Origin of the sequence: Sphingorhabdus sp. M41, from assembly GCF_001586275.1 — a bacterium.
Taxonomy (GTDB): Bacteria; Pseudomonadota; Alphaproteobacteria; order Sphingomonadales; family Sphingomonadaceae; genus Parasphingorhabdus.
Window position 1 is genome coordinate 1,225,016 of record NZ_CP014545.1, and the last position, 20,556, is coordinate 1,245,571.

Genomic DNA, 20,556 nt, shown 5'->3' on the forward strand with positions numbered 1-20,556 from the left:
TTGGGATTGCCAACCCGGGTCGGGTGCACAAGGAGGCAGAGATGAAAACCACAATCAAACGGGTCGCTGCCGCATTGCTGCTGCTGGTGCCCGCTGCCGCTTCACCCCAGCTTGCACTGCCGACAGTCGGTCCGGGCTTACCGCTACCCAATCATTCGCTGGGCGACATAGCAGAGCCTTTGATCGATCCGGTGAGCGGCGTGCTTGACGCCGGCGTTCTGGATCGTTTGAGCAATTCCGAGCTCAGGAGATTATTGAACCGGCTGAGGCTTGATCGCCTGAACCAGTTCGTACGGCAAAACCGCGACTATGTAGAGCGGGATCGCAGCGGTGATCCGGCTGTTCGCGGTGTGCTGATTGCAACGGGCATATCGGCGGCGTCTCTCGAGCGGGTACAGAAAGAGGGCTTTCGAATATTGGAGCGATCCGAAATCGAAGGCCTGGATCTCAGCTATGTAAAAATCGCAACGCGACCCGGCAAACAGCTGGATAAGGAACAGAAACAGCTGCAAAAGCTTGTCGGTGAAGCAGAGATCAGCGCCGATAATATCTATTTCACCAGTAATGTCACACCAATTTCGGCCAATGCAACAGTTCTGGCCGGTAGTCTGCTGGCCAGTGGCAATGCAAGCTCCGGTGCTATGGGCTTGATTGATGGCGGCGTTGCCCGCCACAGCGCAATCACCATGGCGGTTGAACAACGCGGCTTTGCCAAGGGCGCGCCGATTGCGAGCAGTCACGGAACCGCGATAGCATCGCTTATATCCGGCAGCCTGAAATCCGGTTCTCGCGGCCTGCTGGCGGCTGATATATATGGCAGCGATCCGGCGGGTGGCAACGCAACTGCCATTGCCAAAGCTCTGGGCTGGATGGCGCAACGCAATGCGCCGGTTGTTGCCATCAGTCTGGTCGGCCCGGACAACGGTCTGCTGGGTCGCGCCGTTAGGGCCGCACAGAAAAAGGGAATATTGGTCGTGGCCGCCGTGGGCAATGATGGTCCAGCCGCGCCTCCGCGCTATCCGGCTAGCTATAAAGGGGTAATCGGTGTCACCGGGGTCGATCAGCGCGAAAGGGCGCTGCCCGAAGCAGGAATTGCCACACCGGTGGACTTCGCTGCGCCGGGGGCCGGGATAAAAGGCGCATCACCCGATGGAAAACTCGTGGCGCTGCGCGGCACCTCTTTTGCGGCGCCTCTCGTTGCAGCGCGTCTGATGGCTCATTACCCGGCTGCAAATATCAACAGAATAGAATCAGCGGTTAACGGGTTGATCCGTGAAGCCAAGGATCTCGGCAAAAAAGGCGCCGACAAGATATATGGCAATGGTCTGATCTGCGGAAACTGCGGTCTTCGCTGATTTTTCAAATTTATTTGCGACATATGGATTAAAAATCAAAGCGGCATCGTTCTCCATACAGACGACGAAAAGATCATCGTCCTGCAAGGAGAAAGACCATGAAAAAACTTATTTTCAGCACAATGACCATCGCATTGATTACCGCTGCACCGGCGTCGGCACAATTGCTCGGCGGTAGCGGCGGCCTTGGTGGCGGACTGGGCGGCTCGCTCGGTAGCACACTGGGTTCCGACACGATTGGCCGCACGACCGGTTCGATCAGTGGCAATGGTGGCGTGACGAATTCCACGCGCATCGATCGCAATATTGATACGCGGTCGGGCACCATAGCCGCTGATTCCGAGAGCAGTTCGAATGCAAATGGTTCGCTGCTCGGTTCTACCGAATTACCCAACAATACCATTATCGGCTCCGCTGATGGTTCCGCTTCGAGCTCGTCAAACGGCGATGCCAGCGCAAGCCTGATTGGGACCGATGCTATTCGCTCGACCACCGGTCAGGTCGTCGGAACCGCTCGCAACACCGCCGGTAGCTTAAGATCAACTGCTGGCGGCGCTGCAGCGAACGTCGCTAATCGAGCATCAGGTGCCGGCTCCGTTGCGGGAAGCCTGGCTGGCAGTGGAAGCGGTATGGCAATGGGTAATCTTGGCCAACTGGCCGCTTCCGGAAGCTCAGCCGCAAATGCCGGGGGAATGTTTGCCGTAGCACCCGGCATGCCCATCGAAGACCCCAAGGGCCGTGTTATCGGCTATGTTCAATCGGTGAAACAGTCGGGCGCCGGCGTCGTGCAATCGGTGATGGTTGAAAGCGGCAATCGCACGGCAGAATTGCCCGCGGCCAATTTTGCGGGGTCAGGCGATGTTCTGGTCACGGGGATGAGCAAAGGTGAATTGAAAAAAGCGTCTAAAGCGCAGGCTCAGCCAACGGATCGTGAATCCAGCCAATAAGCAGGTCGTCGAGATGGTTTCGATGATCTAGTTGCGTGCCCCCCCCGATCATCGTGCCATTTTGCACAGGAAGCGCGCTGGATCCATTTCCAGCGCGCTTTTTCGCTTTTCCGAGCTATGCCAGCACAGTCTCTGCCGAAGAAAACTGCATCGGCTAGCAAGCCGGGCCGGGCGAGACAGGCAATGGCTTCACCGACCGGCCTTGCTTCCACCATGACCGACCTGAAAATCTTCATTCTTCTGTTAGAATTGAACCATAAAGGGACTTTCATCGCCAATCGCGCTGTAAATCGTCGCTTTCGCCAATAATAGCTGGGAAAGGCCTCTGTTTTTTGGCACGATGGGTATCGGGCAAAGGACATCTGGATGACCAAGAAGAAAATCGCTGCATATCAATCCCATTTGCAAGACGTCCTGGATGCTCCGGAAGGCGCGCATATCGCTGCTCTTTTCGATTTCGATGGTACCATCATCGCCGGTTATTCGGCCACCGCGATGTTGTGGGAGAAAATCAAGCGGCGTGAAATGACCGCCGAAGAACTTGTCGAAACGATTAATGTCATGGCGCAATACAGCACCGGTAATATGGGTTTCTCTGGTCTGATGACAGGCGCGGCGAAATTCATGAAGGGCGTCACCGAAGACAGCTATTTCGAATTTGGCGAAGAGCTCTACGAAAAACATATCGCGCGGAAAGTCTATCCCGAAGCACGAGCGCTGATCGAGGCCCATCGCGCCAAGGGCCATACGATCGCCATCGTGTCCTCCGCGACGATCTACCAGATCGAGCCTACCGCGCGCGATCTCGACATCGAGCATGTGCTTTGCTCGCAATATGAAGTCGAGAATGGCGAATTTACCGGCAACATTATCCGCCCCTTGTGCTTTGGCGAAGGCAAGGTGATCGCAGCCGAAGGCCTGGCTGCGGAATATGATCTGGATCTCGACAACAGCTATTTTTATTCCGACAGCTATGACGATATCGAATTGCTGGAGCGAGTGGGCAAGCCGCGGCCGCTGAACCCTAATGCGAAATTGCGCGAAGCGGCGCGTGAACATGGTTGGCCGCTGGAAAAATATGATAGCCGGGGACAGGGCAAGCCAGTGGATTATCTCCGGACGATCTACGCAACCGGATCTCTGATCGGTTCGGCGATTGCGTCGCTACCGATATGGGCGCTGACCGGTTCGCAGCGTGAGGCGATGAATTTTTCGACCGGCCTGTTCGGCGATATTGCAACCGCGCTGACCGGCTGCGAGCTGGAAGTGACTGGGGAGGAAAATCTGTGGACTTCGCGGCCCTGTATCTTTGTCTTCAACCATCAGAGCAAAGCCGACGTGATGATCCTCGCCAAGCTGATCCGCAAGGATATGGGCGGAGTGGCCAAGATAGAGGTTCGCGACACACCAGTGATCGGCAAGCTGATGGAATTGGCAGGCACGGTTTTCATTGATCGCGCCAATGCCGGGAGCGCGATCAAGGCGATGGCCCCGTTGATCGATGCCGTAAAAATTGACGGCAAGTCCATCGTCATTGCGCCGGAAGGCACGCGGACGCTTTCGCCGAAACTGGGTCCGTTCAAAAAGGGCGCTTTCCATATGGCGATCCAGGCGGGTGTGCCGATGGTGCCGATTGTCATTCACAATGCCGGCGATGTCGCCCCGAAAAATGAATTTCTGATGCGCCCGGCAAAGGTCAGGGTTGATGTTCTGCCAGCCGTGGACACTAGCAAATGGACGAGTCGTACGATGAACAAACATGTCGCAGAAGTGCGTGGCATGTTCCTCGAAGCTCTGGGGCAGGCGGAAGAAGAAGATGCACTTGAAGCGCTGGTCAACGAGGAACGAATAGCGGCGAAAAAACCGGTGTCCAAAAAGACGCCAGCGCGGAAGAAATCCGCCGCAAAAAAGGTGGATAGCAAAAAAATGCCGGCGAGAAAATCCGTTGCAAACAAGCCCGCAAGTCGATCTAGCTCAACAAAGAAATCTGCAACTGCAAAGCCGACAAAAATGCAAGCGGCGGAATAGCCTGAATTCAAGGAGCGGGGATGGCGGAAGCAACACAGATAGCAATTTCCGGACCGCTGTTGGCGCAGGGCCCGAAGCTGTTTGTGATTGACGCGCGCAATGGTGTCGAGCGGCGTTATCTTCTCAATTGGCTCAAGAACGCGATGGGCGAAAGCGGGCATAGCGGGGAGCTGAACTGGGTCAGTCTGCCAATATCCGATGAACGCGCGAAACTGCGCCTTGGCCGTCTGGCGGAAAAACTGAAAGAAAATCCGGAAACATTGGTCGTACCGGTTCGTATTGCCTGGCGCATTCCCAATTTCGAAAAAAGCCGTGCGGTCAAGATGCGCCATGTCATTTTCGGGGATCCGCGGAACCCGGGTAGCTTTCGCGCCCAGTCCATCCTGCTGCGCAACAAGCGCCGTGCCCAATGTTTGACTGGTCAACCCGCTACGATTGGTGAACTTGAGCAAAGCTTTGCCGAGCTTAGCAAGGACTATGATCAGACTGACAATACGGAATTTGCTGCCTTCGTGGTTCGACAGGCGGGGCTGGTACTGGATATCGCCGAACGCGGATTGCGTGGTCGCCGTTATAAAGTGCCTCGGCACGTAGCCGATGGCCTGCGCAGCGATGCGCGGTTCCGTGCCGCAATGACGCAGCTGTCCAGGGACACGGGCCGAAGCGAAGTTGCGCTATACGAACAAGCTGCAAAATATATGAAGGAACTGATCGCCCGGCCCAGCCCCTTGTTCATTGACATGAAGGCAAAGCTCGACCGGTTCATGCTGTCGCAGGGCTATGACGACAAAGTGGTTTTCGATCGCAAGGAGCTGACCCGGTTGCGCAAGACGATGCGGGAGCATCCAACGCTGCTGCTGTTTACCCATAAAACCTATATTGACGGAGTGACCGCTACCGACTTGGCTTATCAGAATGACTTGCCGCTCATTCATTTGTTCGGCGGCATCAATCTGGATTTCTTCGGTCTGGGATTCATGCTGCGTCGTGCCGGTACCATTTTCATCCGCCGGAGTTTCGAGAATAATCCCGTCTACAAGCTCGTGTTGCGTTATTACGTCAGCTATCTGCTTGAAAAGCGCTTCCCCATGACCTGGGCTTTCGAAGGGACACGGTCCCGTCTCGGCAAGCTGATGCCACCGCGCTATGGTCTGCTGAAATATGTTATGGACAGCGCACACAGCAACGATATCGAAGATGTACACATCATACCCGTTGTCACCAGTTTCGACCTGATCCGGGATGTTGAGGAATATGCCAGTGAACAGACCGGGCGGATCAAGAAGCCGGAATCGCTGAGCTGGTTCATCGGTTATCTGCGCAGCCTTCGCGAACCGATGGGCAAAGTCTATGTCGATTTCGGCCAGCCAGTGATCGTCAAAAAGGCGCCCAATCCGAATGATCGTCTCGCCTTGTCCAAAATGGCCTTTGAAGTTGCCGTTCAAGCCAATCGGGCAACGCCGCTGACCCTGACTTCGCTGATGTGTCTCTGCCTGCTCGGCACCGCACCGCGCGCAATGACGGAAGACGAACTGAGGGCGGTGATCAATTTTCTGGTGGACTGGGCCCGGGAACGCGACATTCGCATGAGCGAAGATCTGACGGACGAGAATCTTGAGGGCGTGCAGCGCGTTATTGAGACGTTGGTGAATAACGGGCTGCTCGTTCGCTATGACAAAGGATCAACGCTGGTTTATGCGATTGAACCGGATCAGCATCCGATTGCCAGCTATTATCGTAACACGATCATCCATCATTTTCTCGACAAGGCGATCATCGAACTGTCGATCCTGAAGGCGCGGGAGGTGAGCGACCGAGATGCGGCCGAAGTCTTCTGGGAAGAGACCGACCGTCTTCGCGACCTGTTCAAGTTCGAGTTTTTCTATCCTGAAAAGCAGCAATATCGCGAAAATTTGAAAGCCGAATTGCAGCGGGCAGATCCGGACTGGAAGGTCAAGCTGGACGAAGGCGGCGTGAAACTCGCCAGTCTCACCAACCGCTTTCAACCGCTAATCGGCCATGCCGTGTTCCTGCCTTTCGTAGAAGCCTATACCATTGTCCTGGACATCTTGTCGCGGCTGGAGCCCGGCAATGCGATCGACAAGAAAAGCTGTGTGGAAACGGCATTGAAAGAGGGACGGCAGGCCTATTTACTCCGCCGGATCACCAGCGAAGCCTCGATCGGGAAAATCCTGTTCGAAAATGGTTTCAGAATGGCTGCAGGCCTGGGCTTGACCGGAGAAACCACACCGGAAACCATTGCAGAGCGAAAAGCATTGTTGCGAAAATTCAGAGCGCTGTCTCGACGGATGGAGAAATCCCGGCTCGAACTGCTTGCGCTAGCCGACAGAATATTTGAATGATCGCGCTGTCGAAAGGACATAATCGATGAGTGAGCAGAGCAACATCAGCCAGTTGAGCGCGCAAGACGCCCAGTTTCTCTATATTCAGTCCGCGACAAATCTTACCCATGTGATGGCGGTTTATATTTACGATCCTTCAACCGCTCCCGGCGGCAAGGTAAGGTTCAAGGACATTATCGAACATATGCGCAAGCGCATGGATATCTCGCCGATGTTCAAGCGGAAATTATACCGTTTGCCGATGGATATCGATCATCCTTACTGGGTCAAAGACGAACATTTCGATCTCGAAGCGCATATTTCCCACGGCCGTCTGCCGGAGCCCGGCGACTGGCGGCAATTTTGTATTCACGTTGCCCGTCACCACAGCAAGCCGCTGGACATGACTCGGCCGCTCTGGGACATGTATGTGGTTGAGGGGCTCGACAATATTCCCGGCTATGCCAAGGGCAGCTATGCCATATTGACGAGAATCCATCATTCCACCATCGATGGTGTTTCGGGCGCTCATTTCTTTGCCGCTATCTCGGATAAGGACGCCAAAGGCACGCCTGCGATACCGCTGCCGGAAGGCAGGCCGGCCGCTGTGGATTTACCGACGGTCGCCGAGATATTGAGCCGGGCGGTCAACAGCACCGTCAGCTCACCAGTAAAATTGGCTCAGGCACTGCTGAAATTCACGCCAGCGCTTATTTCCACGGCGCAACAAAGCCTGAAAGGGGGCGAAGACCAAACGGCTAGCGGCGTTCCCCAGACACGGTTTAACGGCCCGGTCACGCCCAATAAAGTGTTTGATGCGGTCACGTTTGATCTCGAAGAACTGAAGAAAATGCGTCTGAAAGTGAGTGATGCGACTATCAATGATGTTGTACTCGCAATCTGCAGCGGCGCCCTTCGACACTATCTGACGAAACATAAGGAACTACCCGAAGAGTCGCTTGTAGCAGTGGCTCCCGTGAACGCGCGCAGCCGTTCGGGGGACGATGCCACTCCCGGCAACAACATATCCGCGATGACGATAAAGATCTGGTCGAATATTGTCGATCCGGTGGAGCGCCTTGAAGCAATCAAGGATACGACGCGCGAAACCAAAGCAGCAAAGTCGGGGCTCAGCGCACGTATCATGACCGATCTGACCAAACATATTCCTGGCGTTACCATGGCGAGCGTGGCGCGTATCCTGACCGACGAACGTTTTGCGCCGAAAATGAGCAATTTGATGATTTCCAACGTTCCGGGCCCCCAGATTCAACTTTATATGAACGGTGCGAAGTTGACCCATCAATATGGCCTGGCACCTTTGGCGCACGGGATGGGCCTGTTTATTGCCACGCCAAGCTATAACGGAACAATTTCTTTCAGCATCATATCCGACCGCAAAATGATGCCCGATGTTGAGTTTTTCCGGGAATGCCTGCAAAGAGCATTTGACGAACTCCGGGAAGCCAAGCCAAATGCTGCTGCCCGTCGGCCTAAAAAAGCGGCGGTGGCGCCAAAAAAGCCGCAAACGCCCAAAGACGGCTCGGTGATGTATCGAAGGGTTGCCAAAAAGCCCAGAACAGTGGCACCCAAGGCGATCGGTGGAAGCACGCCGAAAGTGAAATAGGAGCGGATAGATCGTATGCCGCCCGATCCTCGGGTGGTGAGCGCTACCATGCGTAATTTTGGTGAAAGAGTGAACCGAAGATGATCCTGAACACGACTTTGAAAATGGAAAAAGCCATGGCCCAGGCCAAGAGCTATTCCGAATGGTCGAAAGCCGCGAAAGCCCACGACAAATCCACCGGAGTCGACATCTGGAAGGCGTCGGATGAGAGTAAGCATTTTGACCATAAGTCCATCCGCCGCCGCCTGAAACGTCTTTCAAAACTGTGGAAATCTCAGGACAATGCGGGGCTTCTCTATGCTCTGAATGAGGGCATCCATGGGAATATGGACGGCATGGGCCATGCCCGCCTTCATCAAAAAGCGCAATTTGGCACCAAGGCGCTCATCCAGGACTATGTCGGAGCGATCGTAAATTCACTGGAATATCTGGCGAGTGACAAGGTGACCGATATCCCGTTCGAGGAGAAACTCGATTTCTTCCGCCGGGCGCAACATTGCTATGGGCGATCAGCGTTTCTGATGAGCGGTTCCGGTGCTTTTCTCTATTTTCATGTCGGGGTTGCAAAAGCGCTTTGGGAGGAGGGCCTGCTGCCGGATATCATGTCCGGTTCCAGTGGCGGCTCGGTCGTTGGCGCTTTGATCAGCACGCACGCCGATAAGGAAATTCCCCACTTCTTCAAGCCGGAAAACCTCATCATGGGAACGGATCATGATGATGGCGGGCAGGGTGGTTTCCTGGGTGGCCCCAGTCGCATGCGGGCGGATGAAATACGCCAGCGGCTAACCGACTTGCTTCCGGATCTGACATTTCAGGAAGCCTATGAACTTACCGGGCGCCATCTCAACGTTTCGATCGCCCCGGCGGAAACACATCAGACGTCACGTCTGCTGAACGCCATTGCTTCGCCCAATGTCTATATCCGGGAAGCGGTGCTGGCCTCTTGCGCGGTCCCCGGCATCTATCCACCAGTCACATTGGCGGCAAAAGATCATCGCGGCGAGCGGATTCCCTATTTGCCCAATCGGAAATGGGTGGACGGTTCCGTGACGAATGACTTGCCGGTCAAAAGGCTTGCCCGTCTCTATGGCGTCAATCACCATATCGTTAGCCAGGCGAACCCGCTGATTACGCCTTTTGCCACCGATTTTAGTCAGAAACGCAATCCGCTTTCATCGATCCGCAATGCGACGACAGCGACCATGAAAGCATGGCTCAACGCCAATGTGGAAATGATGCAGAAGCCGCTGTCCTATTTCCCGCGTCTAAACAGCATGGCCAATATGGCACTGTCGGTTATCAATCAGGATTATACGGGTGATATCAATATCATCCGTCCGACCATGTTCTGGGGGCCCTCCAAGATTCTGAGCAACTTGCCGATCGAGGATATTGCCGAACTGATCCAGCTTGGCGAGCGCACGACCTGGCCGAAAATTGAAATGGTTCGCACGCAGACCAAGATCAGCCAGACTCTGGATCGCATTTTGTTCGAATATGAAAATGAACTGGCGCACGATCATGAATTGGTGATGAAAAGGAATATCGCTTGAGGCACGAAATCGGGACGCTGACGCTATCGACCGGGTCCACAGCGGCCGGGTCAAAATTGCACATGGAAAAGTGGCTTCCAGACGATGATCCCAAAGCGGTAATCTTGCTGGTTCACGGTTATGCCGAACATGCTGGCCGTTACGAATATTTTGCCCAACATTGCGTGGGCAAAGGCTATGCGGTTTATGCCATCGATCACTGGGGGCATGGCCAATCCGATGGCACGCCCGGATTTGTTCCTGATTTTTCGGTTTTTCACGATGGCGTTGACCAGTTGCTTGCTTCCGCCACCCATGATTATCCGGCATTGCCGGTCATGCTTGTGGGCCATAGTATGGGAGGATTGATCAGCGCTACCTACCTATTGTCCAACCAGTCCAAATTTGCTGCCTGTGTGCTGTCCGGTCCAGCGATAAAAGCAGCAGAAGAACCCTCTGCATTCTTGAAGGCCATAAGCGGATTTTTGTCCCGTTTCTTTCCGAAACTGGGTGTTCTCGAACTCGATCCGAATGGCGTCAGTCGCGATCCGAAAGTCGTTGCAGACTATCTTGCCGATCCGCTCGTCTACAATGGCAAGATGGGGGCACGATTGGCTGCGGAACTGTTGACCAACATGACCAAAATTCAGGAAAATGCCGGGCAGATTTCTTTGCCGATGCTCCTGCTTCACGGTGGAAAGGACAGTCTGGCTGCCGCTGAGGGGTCGGAATTTCTGGACCGTCATATATCCTCAAGCGACAAACAGCTCAAAATCTATCCGAAATTGTTTCACGAAATATTCAATGAACCGGAAAAAGACGCAGTGTTGAACGATATGACCGACTGGTTGGACAAACAACTGGCGGCGAGAGGAGTGTAATTTTGGAAGCGATCGAAATTTTCCTGGCGATCCTGGGCATCTTGATGGTGTCGCTGCTTGCTCTCTATGTACTGTTCCCGCGTATGTTGTACGGCTTTCTTCGCAATACATTGCGGCGAAAAGGCAAGCTGACAGCAAAATCGATACAAGTGGGCGATATGAACTGGCCTTATCTCGAAGGTGGTCCATCAGATGGCGAGCCATTGGTGCTGCTTCACGGCTTCGGCGGTGACAAGGATAATTGGGCGATATATGCGCCGGAAATCGTCGGAAAATATCGCCTGATAGCTCCCGACTTGCCTGGTTTCGGAGAGAATATTCGGGACATTGATCGTGACTATGACATGGCGACGCAGGCGTCCCGAGTTCGCGATTTTCTGAACGCTATGGGTATCGATAAATGCCATATTGGCGGAAACAGCATGGGCGGCTTTGTCTCGCTGCGCTTTGCGCTGGATTACCCGGAACGCTTGATTTCAATGACTTTGTTCAACAATGCAGGTGTCGTCGGAGCCAATGAAAGCAAGCTTCAGAAAGAGGCCTTGGCCGGTAAAAATCCGCTGGAGATCCACAGTCCCGACGACGTAAAGCGGATGCTCGCGTTCGTTGCTCACAAACCGATGAAGGTCCCCGGGCAATTCCGGAAGATTTTCTACGAAGATTTTGCCGTCCATCGCGAGTTGCTCGACAAGATATTCTGGAATCTGGTGGAGGATGGCACGGAGAAGGCACTGAATGACCAGCTTGATCAGGTGAAGGCGCCGACGCTCATCATCTGGGGCCGCCATGACCAGCTGATAGATGTCAGTTGCGTCAATGTGCTGGAAGACGGCATTCCAAATTCTGAATCGGCGGTATTTGAAGAAGTCGGTCATGTGCCGATGATCGAGAACCCCAAGGGGACCGCTGAAAGACATCTCGAGTTCCTTGCAAAATATTGAAATTCCCTTCAGTTTAAACGGGATTGGCGCCCGCTAGAGGAGTCGTCGATGGAGGGGTTTTATGGAATTGAAAGTCGGATTGCTCGGTGGAGGCTCATGGGGAACCACGGTTGCGTCTCTGGTTTCGCGCAATGCGCCGATTAAAATCTGGGCACGGGATCCGGAAACAGTCAGCGATATCAACGACAATCATTGTAACAGCAAATATTTGCCAGACATAAAATTGCCTGAAGCTTTGACAGCAACGTCCGAAATCGGCGAGGCCGTATCTGGCGCAGACGTGTTGGTGATGGGAATACCCTCCAGCAATTTCCGCAGTGTATTGGAAGAAGCAAAGCAATATCTCCGACCCTGGGTTCCGGTGATCAGCCTTACCAAGGGTCTGGAACTGGCCACCAGCAAGCGGATGACCGAGGTTATCGAGGAAGTTCTGCCGGGGCATCCTGTTGGCGTCCTCACCGGCCCCAATCTGGCGCGCGAAATCATGGCGGGGCAGGCGGCTGCCAGCGTGATCTCGATGGAAGACGAGATTATCGTCAAGCAACTGCAGCAGCTTTTCCACTCCGGCCTGTTTCGCGTCTACACCAATACCGACCTGCTGGGTTGCGAACTGGGTGGCGTGCTCAAGAATATCATCGCCATCGCAGTCGGCATGGGTGACGGTTTGGGAGCGGGAGATAATACACGGTCGGCATTGATTACCAGAGGGCTAGCCGAGATCACGCGTCTGGGCGTCGCGATGGGCGGAAAACCCGAAACATTTTCGGGCCTGACCGGCATGGGTGACATGATCGCTACATGTACCAGTCCGCTGAGCCGCAATCGTCATGTCGGTGTCGAGCTGGGCAAGGGGCGACATATTGATGAAATCATCGACGAAATGCACATGGTTGCCGAAGGTGTCAAAAGTGCGCCGACGGTGATCGCCTTGGCCAAGAAATATGGTGTAGCGATGCCAATTGCCGAGGATGTTTTTGAAGTCACCAAGGGGAATCGCTCGGCCGTGCGTGCATTCCGCGGACTGGTAAATCAGTCGGCTGGTGCGGAGTCAGACGCGGGTTAAAATTACTCGCTATTTTGCAGGCCCAAACCCCTGAGATCATAACTAAAACAAAATTATGAGGGGACAAATTTTGCCTCATCTTGCAAAATATTAACCAATTCGGCAGAAATAATTTCGCTCAAATGACTTAAAGATAAGCAAATTTACGAGTCAATTAAGCATGTTACAAAATCTTCTCGGTTTTACTTGCATTGAAATGGGGCATATCATAAAATTTTCCACAGTAGGCAGAGGAATTCGTTAGGCTGAGTATCGCCAAGGACCTTTGTCGAACAAGGAGTATAATATGGACTTTCGCAGTCGCGCTGCCAACGAATTGGATCGGAATTTGCCGATCGAAGCGAATGATATGCTAGTCCAGGCACCTTCCATTTCAGAAACTGATATTTTTTCAAAACAGTTTCGGGAGATCGATCTGCGATTTGATCGTTCCGATGAAATATTCTGGTGTTATATGAATCAGAAATCACGCCCAAGCTATACTTATGAGCTGGGAGAAGAGATTCAGCAGGTCCAAGACTGGATTCACTCGACTTATGCGATGGACGGCTCGAAGGCCGCGGATCCTTTACGTTACTTTGTCGCAGGTTCCCACACGCCGGGCATATACAATCTTGGAGGCGATCTGAATCACTTTGCAAGTTGTATTCGTCGTCGTGATCTGGGGGCGTTGAAGAAATACGCTCGAACATGTGTTCACATGCAATATGAGAATAGCACCGCCTTTGGCGCGCCAATCATTACGATGGCGCTTGTGCAGGGCGATGCGTTGGGCGGTGGGTTTGAGCACGCGCTTGCTTTTGATATCCTGGTTGCCGAGAAAAGCGCACGCTTGGGCCTTCCGGAAATTCTGTTCAATCTCTTTCCCGGCATGGGTGCTTACAGCTTTTTGCGGCAGCGTCTCAGCCGCAAGGATACTGAGAGATTCATTCTTGAAGGCAAATTATTTACGGCGGCCGAGCTATATGACATGGGCGTCGTCGATATATTGGCAGAAGATGGGATGGGCGAAGCCGCCATCGTCGAATATACAAAGGCAAACCGGAAGCGTTTCCACGCGGAACGGGCTGTCTATCGCGCCCGCAAAATCGCCAATCCGGTTAGCTTGGAAGAGCTGCTGGAAATCACCGATACATGGGCGGAAACCGCGCTATATCTGGATGAATCGGACGTTCGCAAGATGGAACGGTTGGCGAGAGCGCAGGACCGCCGGATTATGCGGTCACTAAAGGCCGTCTGATATTCACCTAAGCCAGCGCAGCTTTCTCGCCAGGCACATTCTCATTTCTGGGCTGCGAGATGCCTTCAAGGCAATCGCGAATTTCGACAACCTGTTTTTCGATTTTTGTTAGATATTCAAAGCGGCGATCGTTGAATTTTTGTTCCGTGATCACTTCGAGTGTCGCACATGTTTCAGCTAGGAAATTTGCACCGACATTTGCCGCCCCGCTCTTGAACGCATGGGCATGGAAGCGGAAATCTTCCACCGACCCATCGTCTACCGATTTCCGGAATGCAGTCAGAATCTCGCTGGTATCTTCAAGATAGGCATCGATGATGGACTGCACGAAAGCCTTATCTCCGATCGACAGAAGATAATCTAGCTGCGTGGGATCAACGGCGGGTGGTGCGGTCTTGCGAGTCCGGCTTTCAATATTGCTGACCACTCGCAAGGGATCGGAGGTGGCCGGGCTTTCCGCCGGACCAATTTTGCTGGCGGTCTGTGAAGTAATAACCTCTATCAATTCCCCTGCCTCAATGGGTTTTGTAATTCGCAAATCCATTCCGGCATCAAGGCATTTCTTTTCGGTTTCCTCGGTAGAATCAGCAGTCAGGCCAATGATTGGGACATGTGTCCGTGGACCTTCGATCTGACGCCATAGCTTGCAGCATTCAACACCACCCATATTGGGCATGTTGACGTCCAGGAATACGATATCAAAGGTCGCCTGTTCGAGCTCTTCGAGCGCCTTTTCTCCGTCCTCAACCACGGTGACTTCATGTCCGGCATTGGACAAAATCGTTTCGAGCACCATCTGGTTGGTGCGATTGTCATCGGCGACCAGCACCCGAACCGGTATGATTTCGGATGGCTGGTCATTGACATTCGATTCCGTTTGTTGCCGTGCGCCTGAACCGACGAAGGAACAGCCGATCTGCACTGCGCTACGGATTGCGCTGAAATCTGAACCTGCCGGCAGCAGCGTTGCGAAAGCCGCCCGCAATTGAAGGTCCTTCAGATTTTTCTCTTTTCCCTCGGCAAACAAGACCGGCGGAAGTTTGGCATTCCGGAAAGCAGACCATAGCGGAGATTGGTCATCATGATCGCTGGCGATAGCTTCATCGAGCAGAGCGATGTCGTAAAGTTCGAGATTACGCCGATCCAGAATTTTTTTGAGGTCATCAGTTCCATGATATTGGATATGGTCAATAGTAAGGCGTTGATTGTCATCGTTGCAGATGGTCGGCGGGTTGAGTTCTCGCGTCAGGGACAAAATCCTGACGCTATCCTCATCGGCACCCGTTTCTTCTGCATCCAAAACTTCTGCAGGGAATGACAAAGTGAATATGCTGCCGGCGCCCAGCTCGCTATCGACTGATATATATCCACCCATCAGGCTTGCCTGCTTTTGGCATATCGCCAATCCCAGCCCGGTACCGCCAAACTCTCTGGCAACTGTGTCATCGGCTTGCTGGAAAACATTGAATATTTTCTTTTGTGACTCACTTGGAATTCCGGGCCCGGTGTCGGTTACCGAAATCCACATTTGGTCATGGTCGTCACCGGAGCCCGATCCGCATCTCAAAGTGATCGACCCGGCTTGGGTAAATTTCACGGCATTGCTGGTGAGGTTGATAAGAATATTCCGGACATAGTCGAGCTGTCCGGAAATCAAACGGTCACTGTTCGGTTCTGCCTGAAGGATGATCTTGAGATCTTTCTCGTCGGCAGCGATTTGCATGATGTCGCGGACCTCGGCCAAAATATCTACAAGAGAAAAAGGTTTTGGGTCAGGCAGTTCGTCGCGAGATTCCGATTGTGCAAAATTGAGCAGCTGATTGATCAAGTGCAGCAGATGACGGCCCGCAGATACGCTGGTTGCGACCATCTGATGCTGCTTCTCGGGCAGCTTCATATCAAGCAAATGGGTGCCGTAGCCAATGATGGCGTTCAACGGTGTCCGCAGTTCATGACTGATGCTGGCCAGAAACAGGCTCTTGGCCTTGTTTGCCGCTTCAGCCTCTTCTTTGGCTTGGGAGATTTTGGTTATCAGCGTTGAGCAATATGCTGGTATTACCAATAGACCGATCAGCAAGCCGATAGAAAGAGACGGGTTCTCGCGCCAGAAGTCTACATTATAGATAGCCCATCCGAATGCCATGACCGCCATCGCTGACGCAAAGAAAAGCCATAGCACTCCGAAGCGAAAACCATTTCCGAGAATGACCCAAAGAAACAACGGGTAACCGGCCGCAACACTTTCGCCGCCGACCTGGAACAGAAAAGCTCCGACGCCAAAATCTGTGCAAAGGCCTATAAACCGCCTCAAATTGGACGGCCTGGGGTTGGCATGATAGGCGATGGCTATGGCGACGCTTAAAATGAAATAGATGCTGAAACCGGTGATCAATCCAGACGTGGCACCCAGCATCGCGCACACAGACCACCCCAGGATCACCAATATGATCCGGTTCTTGATCATTTCATGCTCACGATCTCGCGCTTGACCGTCCATGCCTCCGTGCCGATGCCGATGCCGATGATGGTGGTGCACCTTATCAGGTGCGACTTTTGATGCTCTGGCTACCAATTTCTTCAGCCTTCGGCCGCGCGACTAGGCGGATCATCTTTCCGTCCGTCAAATAATTTGTATAGATCCTCTGCCCGTTGCGGACGAGCGATCTTGAACCCCTGGATTTCGTCGCATCCTGATACACGCAGCAGATCCAGCTGTGCATCATTTTCAACGCCTTCGGCGACCACACGCATGTCCAGCGCATGCGCCAGATGGGCAATGGTTCCGATGATCGCGCGGTCCGCTGCGCTATGTTCAATGCGCGAAATGAAGGTGCGATCAATTTTGAGGCAGTTTGCCGGCAAGTCTCTCAGATATTGCAGCGAAGAATAGCCAGTCCCGAAATCATCAATGGAAATGCCGACGCCGTGGCTGCGAATGCGCTGGAGCGTTGCTCTGACTTGTTCATTATTGTCGATCAGCAATTCTTCGGTGATCTCGATAGTGATTTTCGACGGTTCGATTCCATTGGCTTCGATATTTCTGAGCAGTTCATCGCAAAGATTTTGGCTTTGAAACTGTCTGGGCGAAACGTTGATGGCAACGCGTGGCAGATCAATGCCCCGGTCCGCGTAGGATTTTATTTCGCGGCATACTTCTCCAATGACCCAGTTGCCGAGAACGTCCATAAGCCCGCTTTCATCGGCTACCCTGATGAACTGGATCGGCAACAAGCGTCCCCGGCGCGGATGATCCCATCTGATCAGGGCTTCCAAGCCGACATATTCGAGAGTTTTGGCGTCTACAATGGGCTGATATTCGAGAGCAAATTGGTTTTCGTTGAATGCGTCACGCAATTCATTTTCCAGCGCTGCATCGGCTTGGGCGATCTCGTTCATGTCTTCCGAGAAAAACCGATAACAATTTCGACCATTGGCCTTTGCATCATACATGGCAAGATCTGCCATGCGCAGAACTTCCTCATATTCATCACCGTCGCTGGGGATCAAGCTAACACCGATAGATGCACTGATTACCTGACCGACGCCGCTGATTGCATAGGGTTCACTGATCGCTTTCAGGATCTTGGAACAGCGCGAATTGATGGAATCTATATTTTCGAATTTGCTCAGAATGACCGCAAATTCGTCGCCGCCGATGCGCGCAGCGAAATCCTCTGGCGCGATGACCTTGGAAATACGTTCTGCAACTTCGCGCAAAAGCGCGTCACCACTATGATGGCCGCGGGTATCATTGATGATTTTGAAGCGATCGAGGTCAAGCAGCAAAAGCGCAGCTTCGCTGTTCGTTTTCTTGCAATTTGCAATGGTTGATTTGACATTCTCGGCAAGCAGCACACGGTTGGGAAGTCCCGTCAGCATGTCATGCAGTGCCAGATGTGTTCTATGTTCTTCGGCAAATTTCCGGGCAGTGATATCGACCGCGGTTGTCAGGACGCCAATTGTCTCACCTTTATGATTGAGCAGTGGCGATTTGTTGCAGTGAAAAATCAGATCGACACCGTCGCTGGTGATTTTCTCTTCATAATGGGGAATGGCAAGGCTGGATTTCAGAACGAGAGCATCCCGTCGGCGGGTATTGGCCGCGAGAGTCGGCTCGAAATTATTGGCAAAATCGGTGCCCACCATTTCATCCGGATCTTTGTCGAACAGGGCGGATTGATAAGCGTTCGTAAACAGGCATTTACCTGACCGATCGGTGGCATTGATCATGATCGGAATTGTGTCGATTATTTGCTCAAGCATGCTTTTGCCGGAAGAGCCCTCGCTCGAGGCTGTTTCACTAAACGCTGCGTGCTTGCGCCCAATCTCCGAAGCACGCCTGCGCAGGGTGACGCTTTTCTTGCTTTTGGTAAGCAGCGACAATGCACGACTGCAGAATTCGACATGCGAAACCGGGCTTTGCAGGAAATCGGTAGCGCCCGCATCAAGTGCGGCAAGCCGACACTCGCGGTCTTGATGCGCCGTAATGACAATAGCAGGAATCTCGTTGGCGCCGGGCATCATCCTGACTTTTCGGATGAATTCCGCGCCATTCATCTGCGGCATGCGATAGTCGACAACCATCAAGTCCGCCTTGTTGTCACGCAGCCAATCCAACGCCTCGACGGGATCAGCATATGTGACTGCGGAATATTTTTCACCCATCAACGTCACAAACTGGGCATAAATCCTCAGATTGGTTGGTCGATCATCGACAATTAATACGCGCGTGCTCATGATTGGATGAATTACAGGCCTATGTTCAATATAAGGTTAACGCCCCTTTACGGGCAATTTTCCCGGTTTTTCGCTAGATTGACAGTTTTGTCGCTGGGCCGGGGTTTGGTTTTGGCGGTCCACAGGGAATTTTTTCCACCCGTAGCAGCCAATTTTTCGCTGATTGATCTTGCCGACATTATGGTCATCGCGGAGAGTTAACAAAGTCAGCGCCTATATTGCCGCAGCGTAAAAAAACAGAGAACATTTTACCGCCGCATTCCCTCTGCGGAATACCGCAATCATGTTCGAAAAGTCAGTGGTCGGGAAGAGAGGATTCGAACCTCCGGCCCCTGCGTCCCGAACGCAGTACTCTACCTGACTGAGCTACTTCCCGATCCGTTTGCATTGCTACGCGCCATGTGCCGTGTGGACATTTTATATGCCGGATGAAATTGTGGTTCAAGGCACCGGTTGCGAGCTATGCCGGGAAAGCTTGTACAAAACTGACATAAATGTGGAACGAATTGAAACAGGCCGGTTGAGCATATCTGTTGAGAGGTCTAGCATTGCCAAGGTTTGATTTGGAGAGTGATCGCTTGATTCCCGGACAGCATTATGAGCAGCAATATCTTGACCTGATGCGGCAAATCTGGACGCAAGGTGACGAGCGTGTCGATCGCACCGGGGTGGGAACGCGTGCCGTTTTTGGTGTGACGATGCGCTTTGATCTCGCCGATGATGCCATCCCGCTGCTTACAACCAAGCGTGTGTTCTGGAAAACAGCGGCACGGGAAATGCTGTGGTTTCTTACCGGCGACACCAATATTCGCGAGCTGGTAAAGCAAAAAGTGCATATCTGGACCGACTGGCCGCTCGACAAATATCGCAAGGAAACCGGCGATGAGATTGGCCGGGACGCATTTGAGCAGCGGATTATAGAGGATGATGCGTTTGCGATGCGATGGGGTGACCTAGGTCCGGTTTACGGCAAGCAATGGGTTGACTGGCCGCGTTACACACCCGCAGGTGAGGGGCTGTATCGCCGCGAGGAAAAGGGCATTAACCAGATTGAATTATTGATAGACGGGATCAGGAATAATCCGGGTTCGCGGCGCCATATCTTTACCGGCTGGAATGTTGCCGAGCTGGATCAGATGGCTTTGCCTCCTTGCCACAAGACCTATCAATTTTATGTTTCCAACGGAAAATTGTCGGGGTTGCTCTATCAACGCAGCTGTGATCTTGGGCTCGGCTTTGCGTTTAACGTTTTCTCAGCCGCGCTGCTGATCCGGATGATCGCACAGCAATGTAATCTTGAACCCGGTGAACTGGTTTGGAATGGCGGCGACGTGCACCTTTACCTCAATCATGCCAATCTGGTGGAAGAACAATTGTCGCGCCAGCCAAATGGCGCACCAACGTTCAAAATATTGCGTCGGCCAGACTCGATTTTTGACTATCGGATAACCGACTTTGAGGTGGAAGATTATTCCCCCCAATCTCATATTTCTGCACCAGTCGCCGTTTAGGCGGAAATCCGAAAATGCTGTAATATTGCAAGCTCCCATTGGAGCAGAAGGGTGCCCAAAATTTATTTCGGGGCGAGAATGTGCATTTCTGGTAAAATATGATACTAATATGTTTCAACTGAGTCGCGTGTTTTGTTCAACTAGTAGTTAAGCAGTATTTAAGGAGTATTCCAACCAACTCTGAGGGGAGAGCATAGAATGTCATTTCGTTCCATCAATCGTTCGCTATTAGTCACGGTGTCTTCAATAACCTGTATCACGGGATTGTCGACAGCGGCTCACGCCCAGACCGGGCCTACTATGGTAGAAGATGCGCCTCATATAGTTATTCGTGACGATCTGACTTTGAACG

General features: G+C 52.9%; 13 protein-coding genes and 1 tRNA gene. 11 read left to right on the forward strand and 3 right to left on the reverse strand.

Features of this window, described 5'->3' with window-relative positions; translation table 11 throughout:
* Positions 1-41: 41 nt before the first annotated feature.
* The 10 genes from AZE99_RS05915 to AZE99_RS05960 all read left to right on the forward strand — a co-directional run bounded on the left by AZE99_RS05915 (position 42) and on the right by AZE99_RS05960 (position 13,956).
* Complete coding sequence (locus AZE99_RS05915) at positions 42-1,355, forward strand: S8 family serine peptidase (protein ID WP_082788457.1); 1,314 nt, start codon at positions 42-44, stop codon at positions 1,353-1,355.
* Between the two features lie 98 nt (positions 1,356-1,453).
* Entirely contained in the window at positions 1,454-2,302 is an 849-nt protein-coding gene (locus AZE99_RS05920) for a hypothetical protein (RefSeq protein WP_067198854.1), read from the forward strand.
* Between the two features lie 366 nt (positions 2,303-2,668).
* The gene (locus AZE99_RS05925; RefSeq protein ID WP_067198856.1) at positions 2,669-4,330 is read left to right on the forward strand and encodes an HAD-IB family hydrolase; all 1,662 of its coding nucleotides are present in this window, start codon (positions 2,669-2,671) and stop codon (positions 4,328-4,330) included.
* Positions 4,331-4,350: 20 nt separating this feature from the next.
* Positions 4,351-6,693, forward strand: a complete 2,343-nt coding sequence (locus AZE99_RS05930; protein WP_067198858.1) for a glycerol-3-phosphate 1-O-acyltransferase — start codon at positions 4,351-4,353, stop codon at positions 6,691-6,693.
* Between the two features lie 25 nt (positions 6,694-6,718).
* Entirely contained in the window at positions 6,719-8,299 is a 1,581-nt protein-coding gene (locus AZE99_RS05935) for a WS/DGAT/MGAT family O-acyltransferase (protein WP_082788262.1), read from the forward strand.
* 80 nt (positions 8,300-8,379) lie between these two features.
* Positions 8,380-9,852, forward strand: a complete 1,473-nt coding sequence (locus tag AZE99_RS05940) for a DUF3336 domain-containing protein (protein WP_067198860.1) — start codon at positions 8,380-8,382, stop codon at positions 9,850-9,852.
* A complete protein-coding gene (locus tag AZE99_RS05945; RefSeq protein ID WP_231862701.1) occupies positions 9,849-10,712 on the forward strand; it encodes an alpha/beta hydrolase in 864 nt (287 codons plus the stop codon). Before AZE99_RS05940 ends, AZE99_RS05945 begins: the two co-directional genes overlap by 4 nt.
* Positions 10,713-10,714: 2 nt before the next feature.
* Positions 10,715-11,653: an alpha/beta fold hydrolase gene (locus AZE99_RS05950; RefSeq protein ID WP_231862702.1), complete on the forward strand. Its 939-nt coding sequence runs from the start codon at positions 10,715-10,717 to the stop codon at positions 11,651-11,653.
* Between the two features lie 61 nt (positions 11,654-11,714).
* Positions 11,715-12,716: an NAD(P)H-dependent glycerol-3-phosphate dehydrogenase gene (locus tag AZE99_RS05955; RefSeq protein ID WP_067198862.1), complete on the forward strand. Its 1,002-nt coding sequence runs from the start codon at positions 11,715-11,717 to the stop codon at positions 12,714-12,716.
* A gap of 328 nt (positions 12,717-13,044) precedes the next feature.
* A complete protein-coding gene (locus AZE99_RS05960; protein ID WP_197460263.1) occupies positions 13,045-13,956 on the forward strand; it encodes a crotonase/enoyl-CoA hydratase family protein in 912 nt (303 codons plus the stop codon).
* Positions 13,957-13,963: 7 nt separating this feature from the next.
* Here AZE99_RS05960 and AZE99_RS05965 read toward each other — a convergent pair whose 3' ends face one another.
* The 3 genes from AZE99_RS05965 to AZE99_RS05975 all read right to left on the reverse strand — a co-directional run bounded on the left by AZE99_RS05965 (position 13,964) and on the right by AZE99_RS05975 (position 19,069).
* Entirely contained in the window at positions 13,964-16,453 is a 2,490-nt protein-coding gene (locus AZE99_RS05965) for a response regulator (RefSeq protein ID WP_067198865.1), read from the reverse strand.
* 80 nt (positions 16,454-16,533) lie between these two features.
* Positions 16,534-18,693, reverse strand: coding sequence for a GGDEF/EAL domain-containing response regulator (locus AZE99_RS05970; protein WP_067198867.1), 2,160 nt, complete (start codon positions 18,691-18,693; stop codon positions 16,534-16,536).
* Between the two features lie 299 nt (positions 18,694-18,992).
* A tRNA-Pro gene (locus tag AZE99_RS05975) sits at positions 18,993-19,069 on the reverse strand.
* 202 nt (positions 19,070-19,271) lie between these two features.
* Between AZE99_RS05975 and thyA the strand changes: the two genes are divergently transcribed.
* On the forward strand, positions 19,272-20,204 hold the full coding sequence (gene thyA / locus AZE99_RS05980; protein WP_443027809.1) for a thymidylate synthase: 933 nt from the start codon (positions 19,272-19,274) through the stop codon (positions 20,202-20,204).
* The last annotated feature ends 352 nt before the right edge of the window (positions 20,205-20,556 follow it).

Coding starts and splice junctions, on each gene's coding strand:
- AZE99_RS05915 (WP_082788457.1), top strand. CDS start 42: ATGAAAACCACAATCAAACGGGTCGCTGCCGCATTGCTGCTGCTGGTG.
- AZE99_RS05920 (WP_067198854.1), top strand. CDS start 1,454: ATGAAAAAACTTATTTTCAGCACAATGACCATCGCATTGATTACCGCT.
- AZE99_RS05925 (WP_067198856.1), top strand. CDS start 2,669: ATGACCAAGAAGAAAATCGCTGCATATCAATCCCATTTGCAAGACGTC.
- AZE99_RS05930 (WP_067198858.1), top strand. CDS start 4,351: ATGGCGGAAGCAACACAGATAGCAATTTCCGGACCGCTGTTGGCGCAG.
- AZE99_RS05935 (WP_082788262.1), top strand. CDS start 6,719: ATGAGTGAGCAGAGCAACATCAGCCAGTTGAGCGCGCAAGACGCCCAG.
- AZE99_RS05940 (WP_067198860.1), top strand. CDS start 8,380: ATGATCCTGAACACGACTTTGAAAATGGAAAAAGCCATGGCCCAGGCC.
- AZE99_RS05955 (WP_067198862.1), top strand. CDS start 11,715: ATGGAATTGAAAGTCGGATTGCTCGGTGGAGGCTCATGGGGAACCACG.
- AZE99_RS05965 (WP_067198865.1), bottom strand. CDS start 16,453: ATGGACGGTCAAGCGCGAGATCGTGAGCATGAAATGATCAAGAACCGG.
- AZE99_RS05970 (WP_067198867.1), bottom strand. CDS start 18,693: ATGAGCACGCGCGTATTAATTGTCGATGATCGACCAACCAATCTGAGG.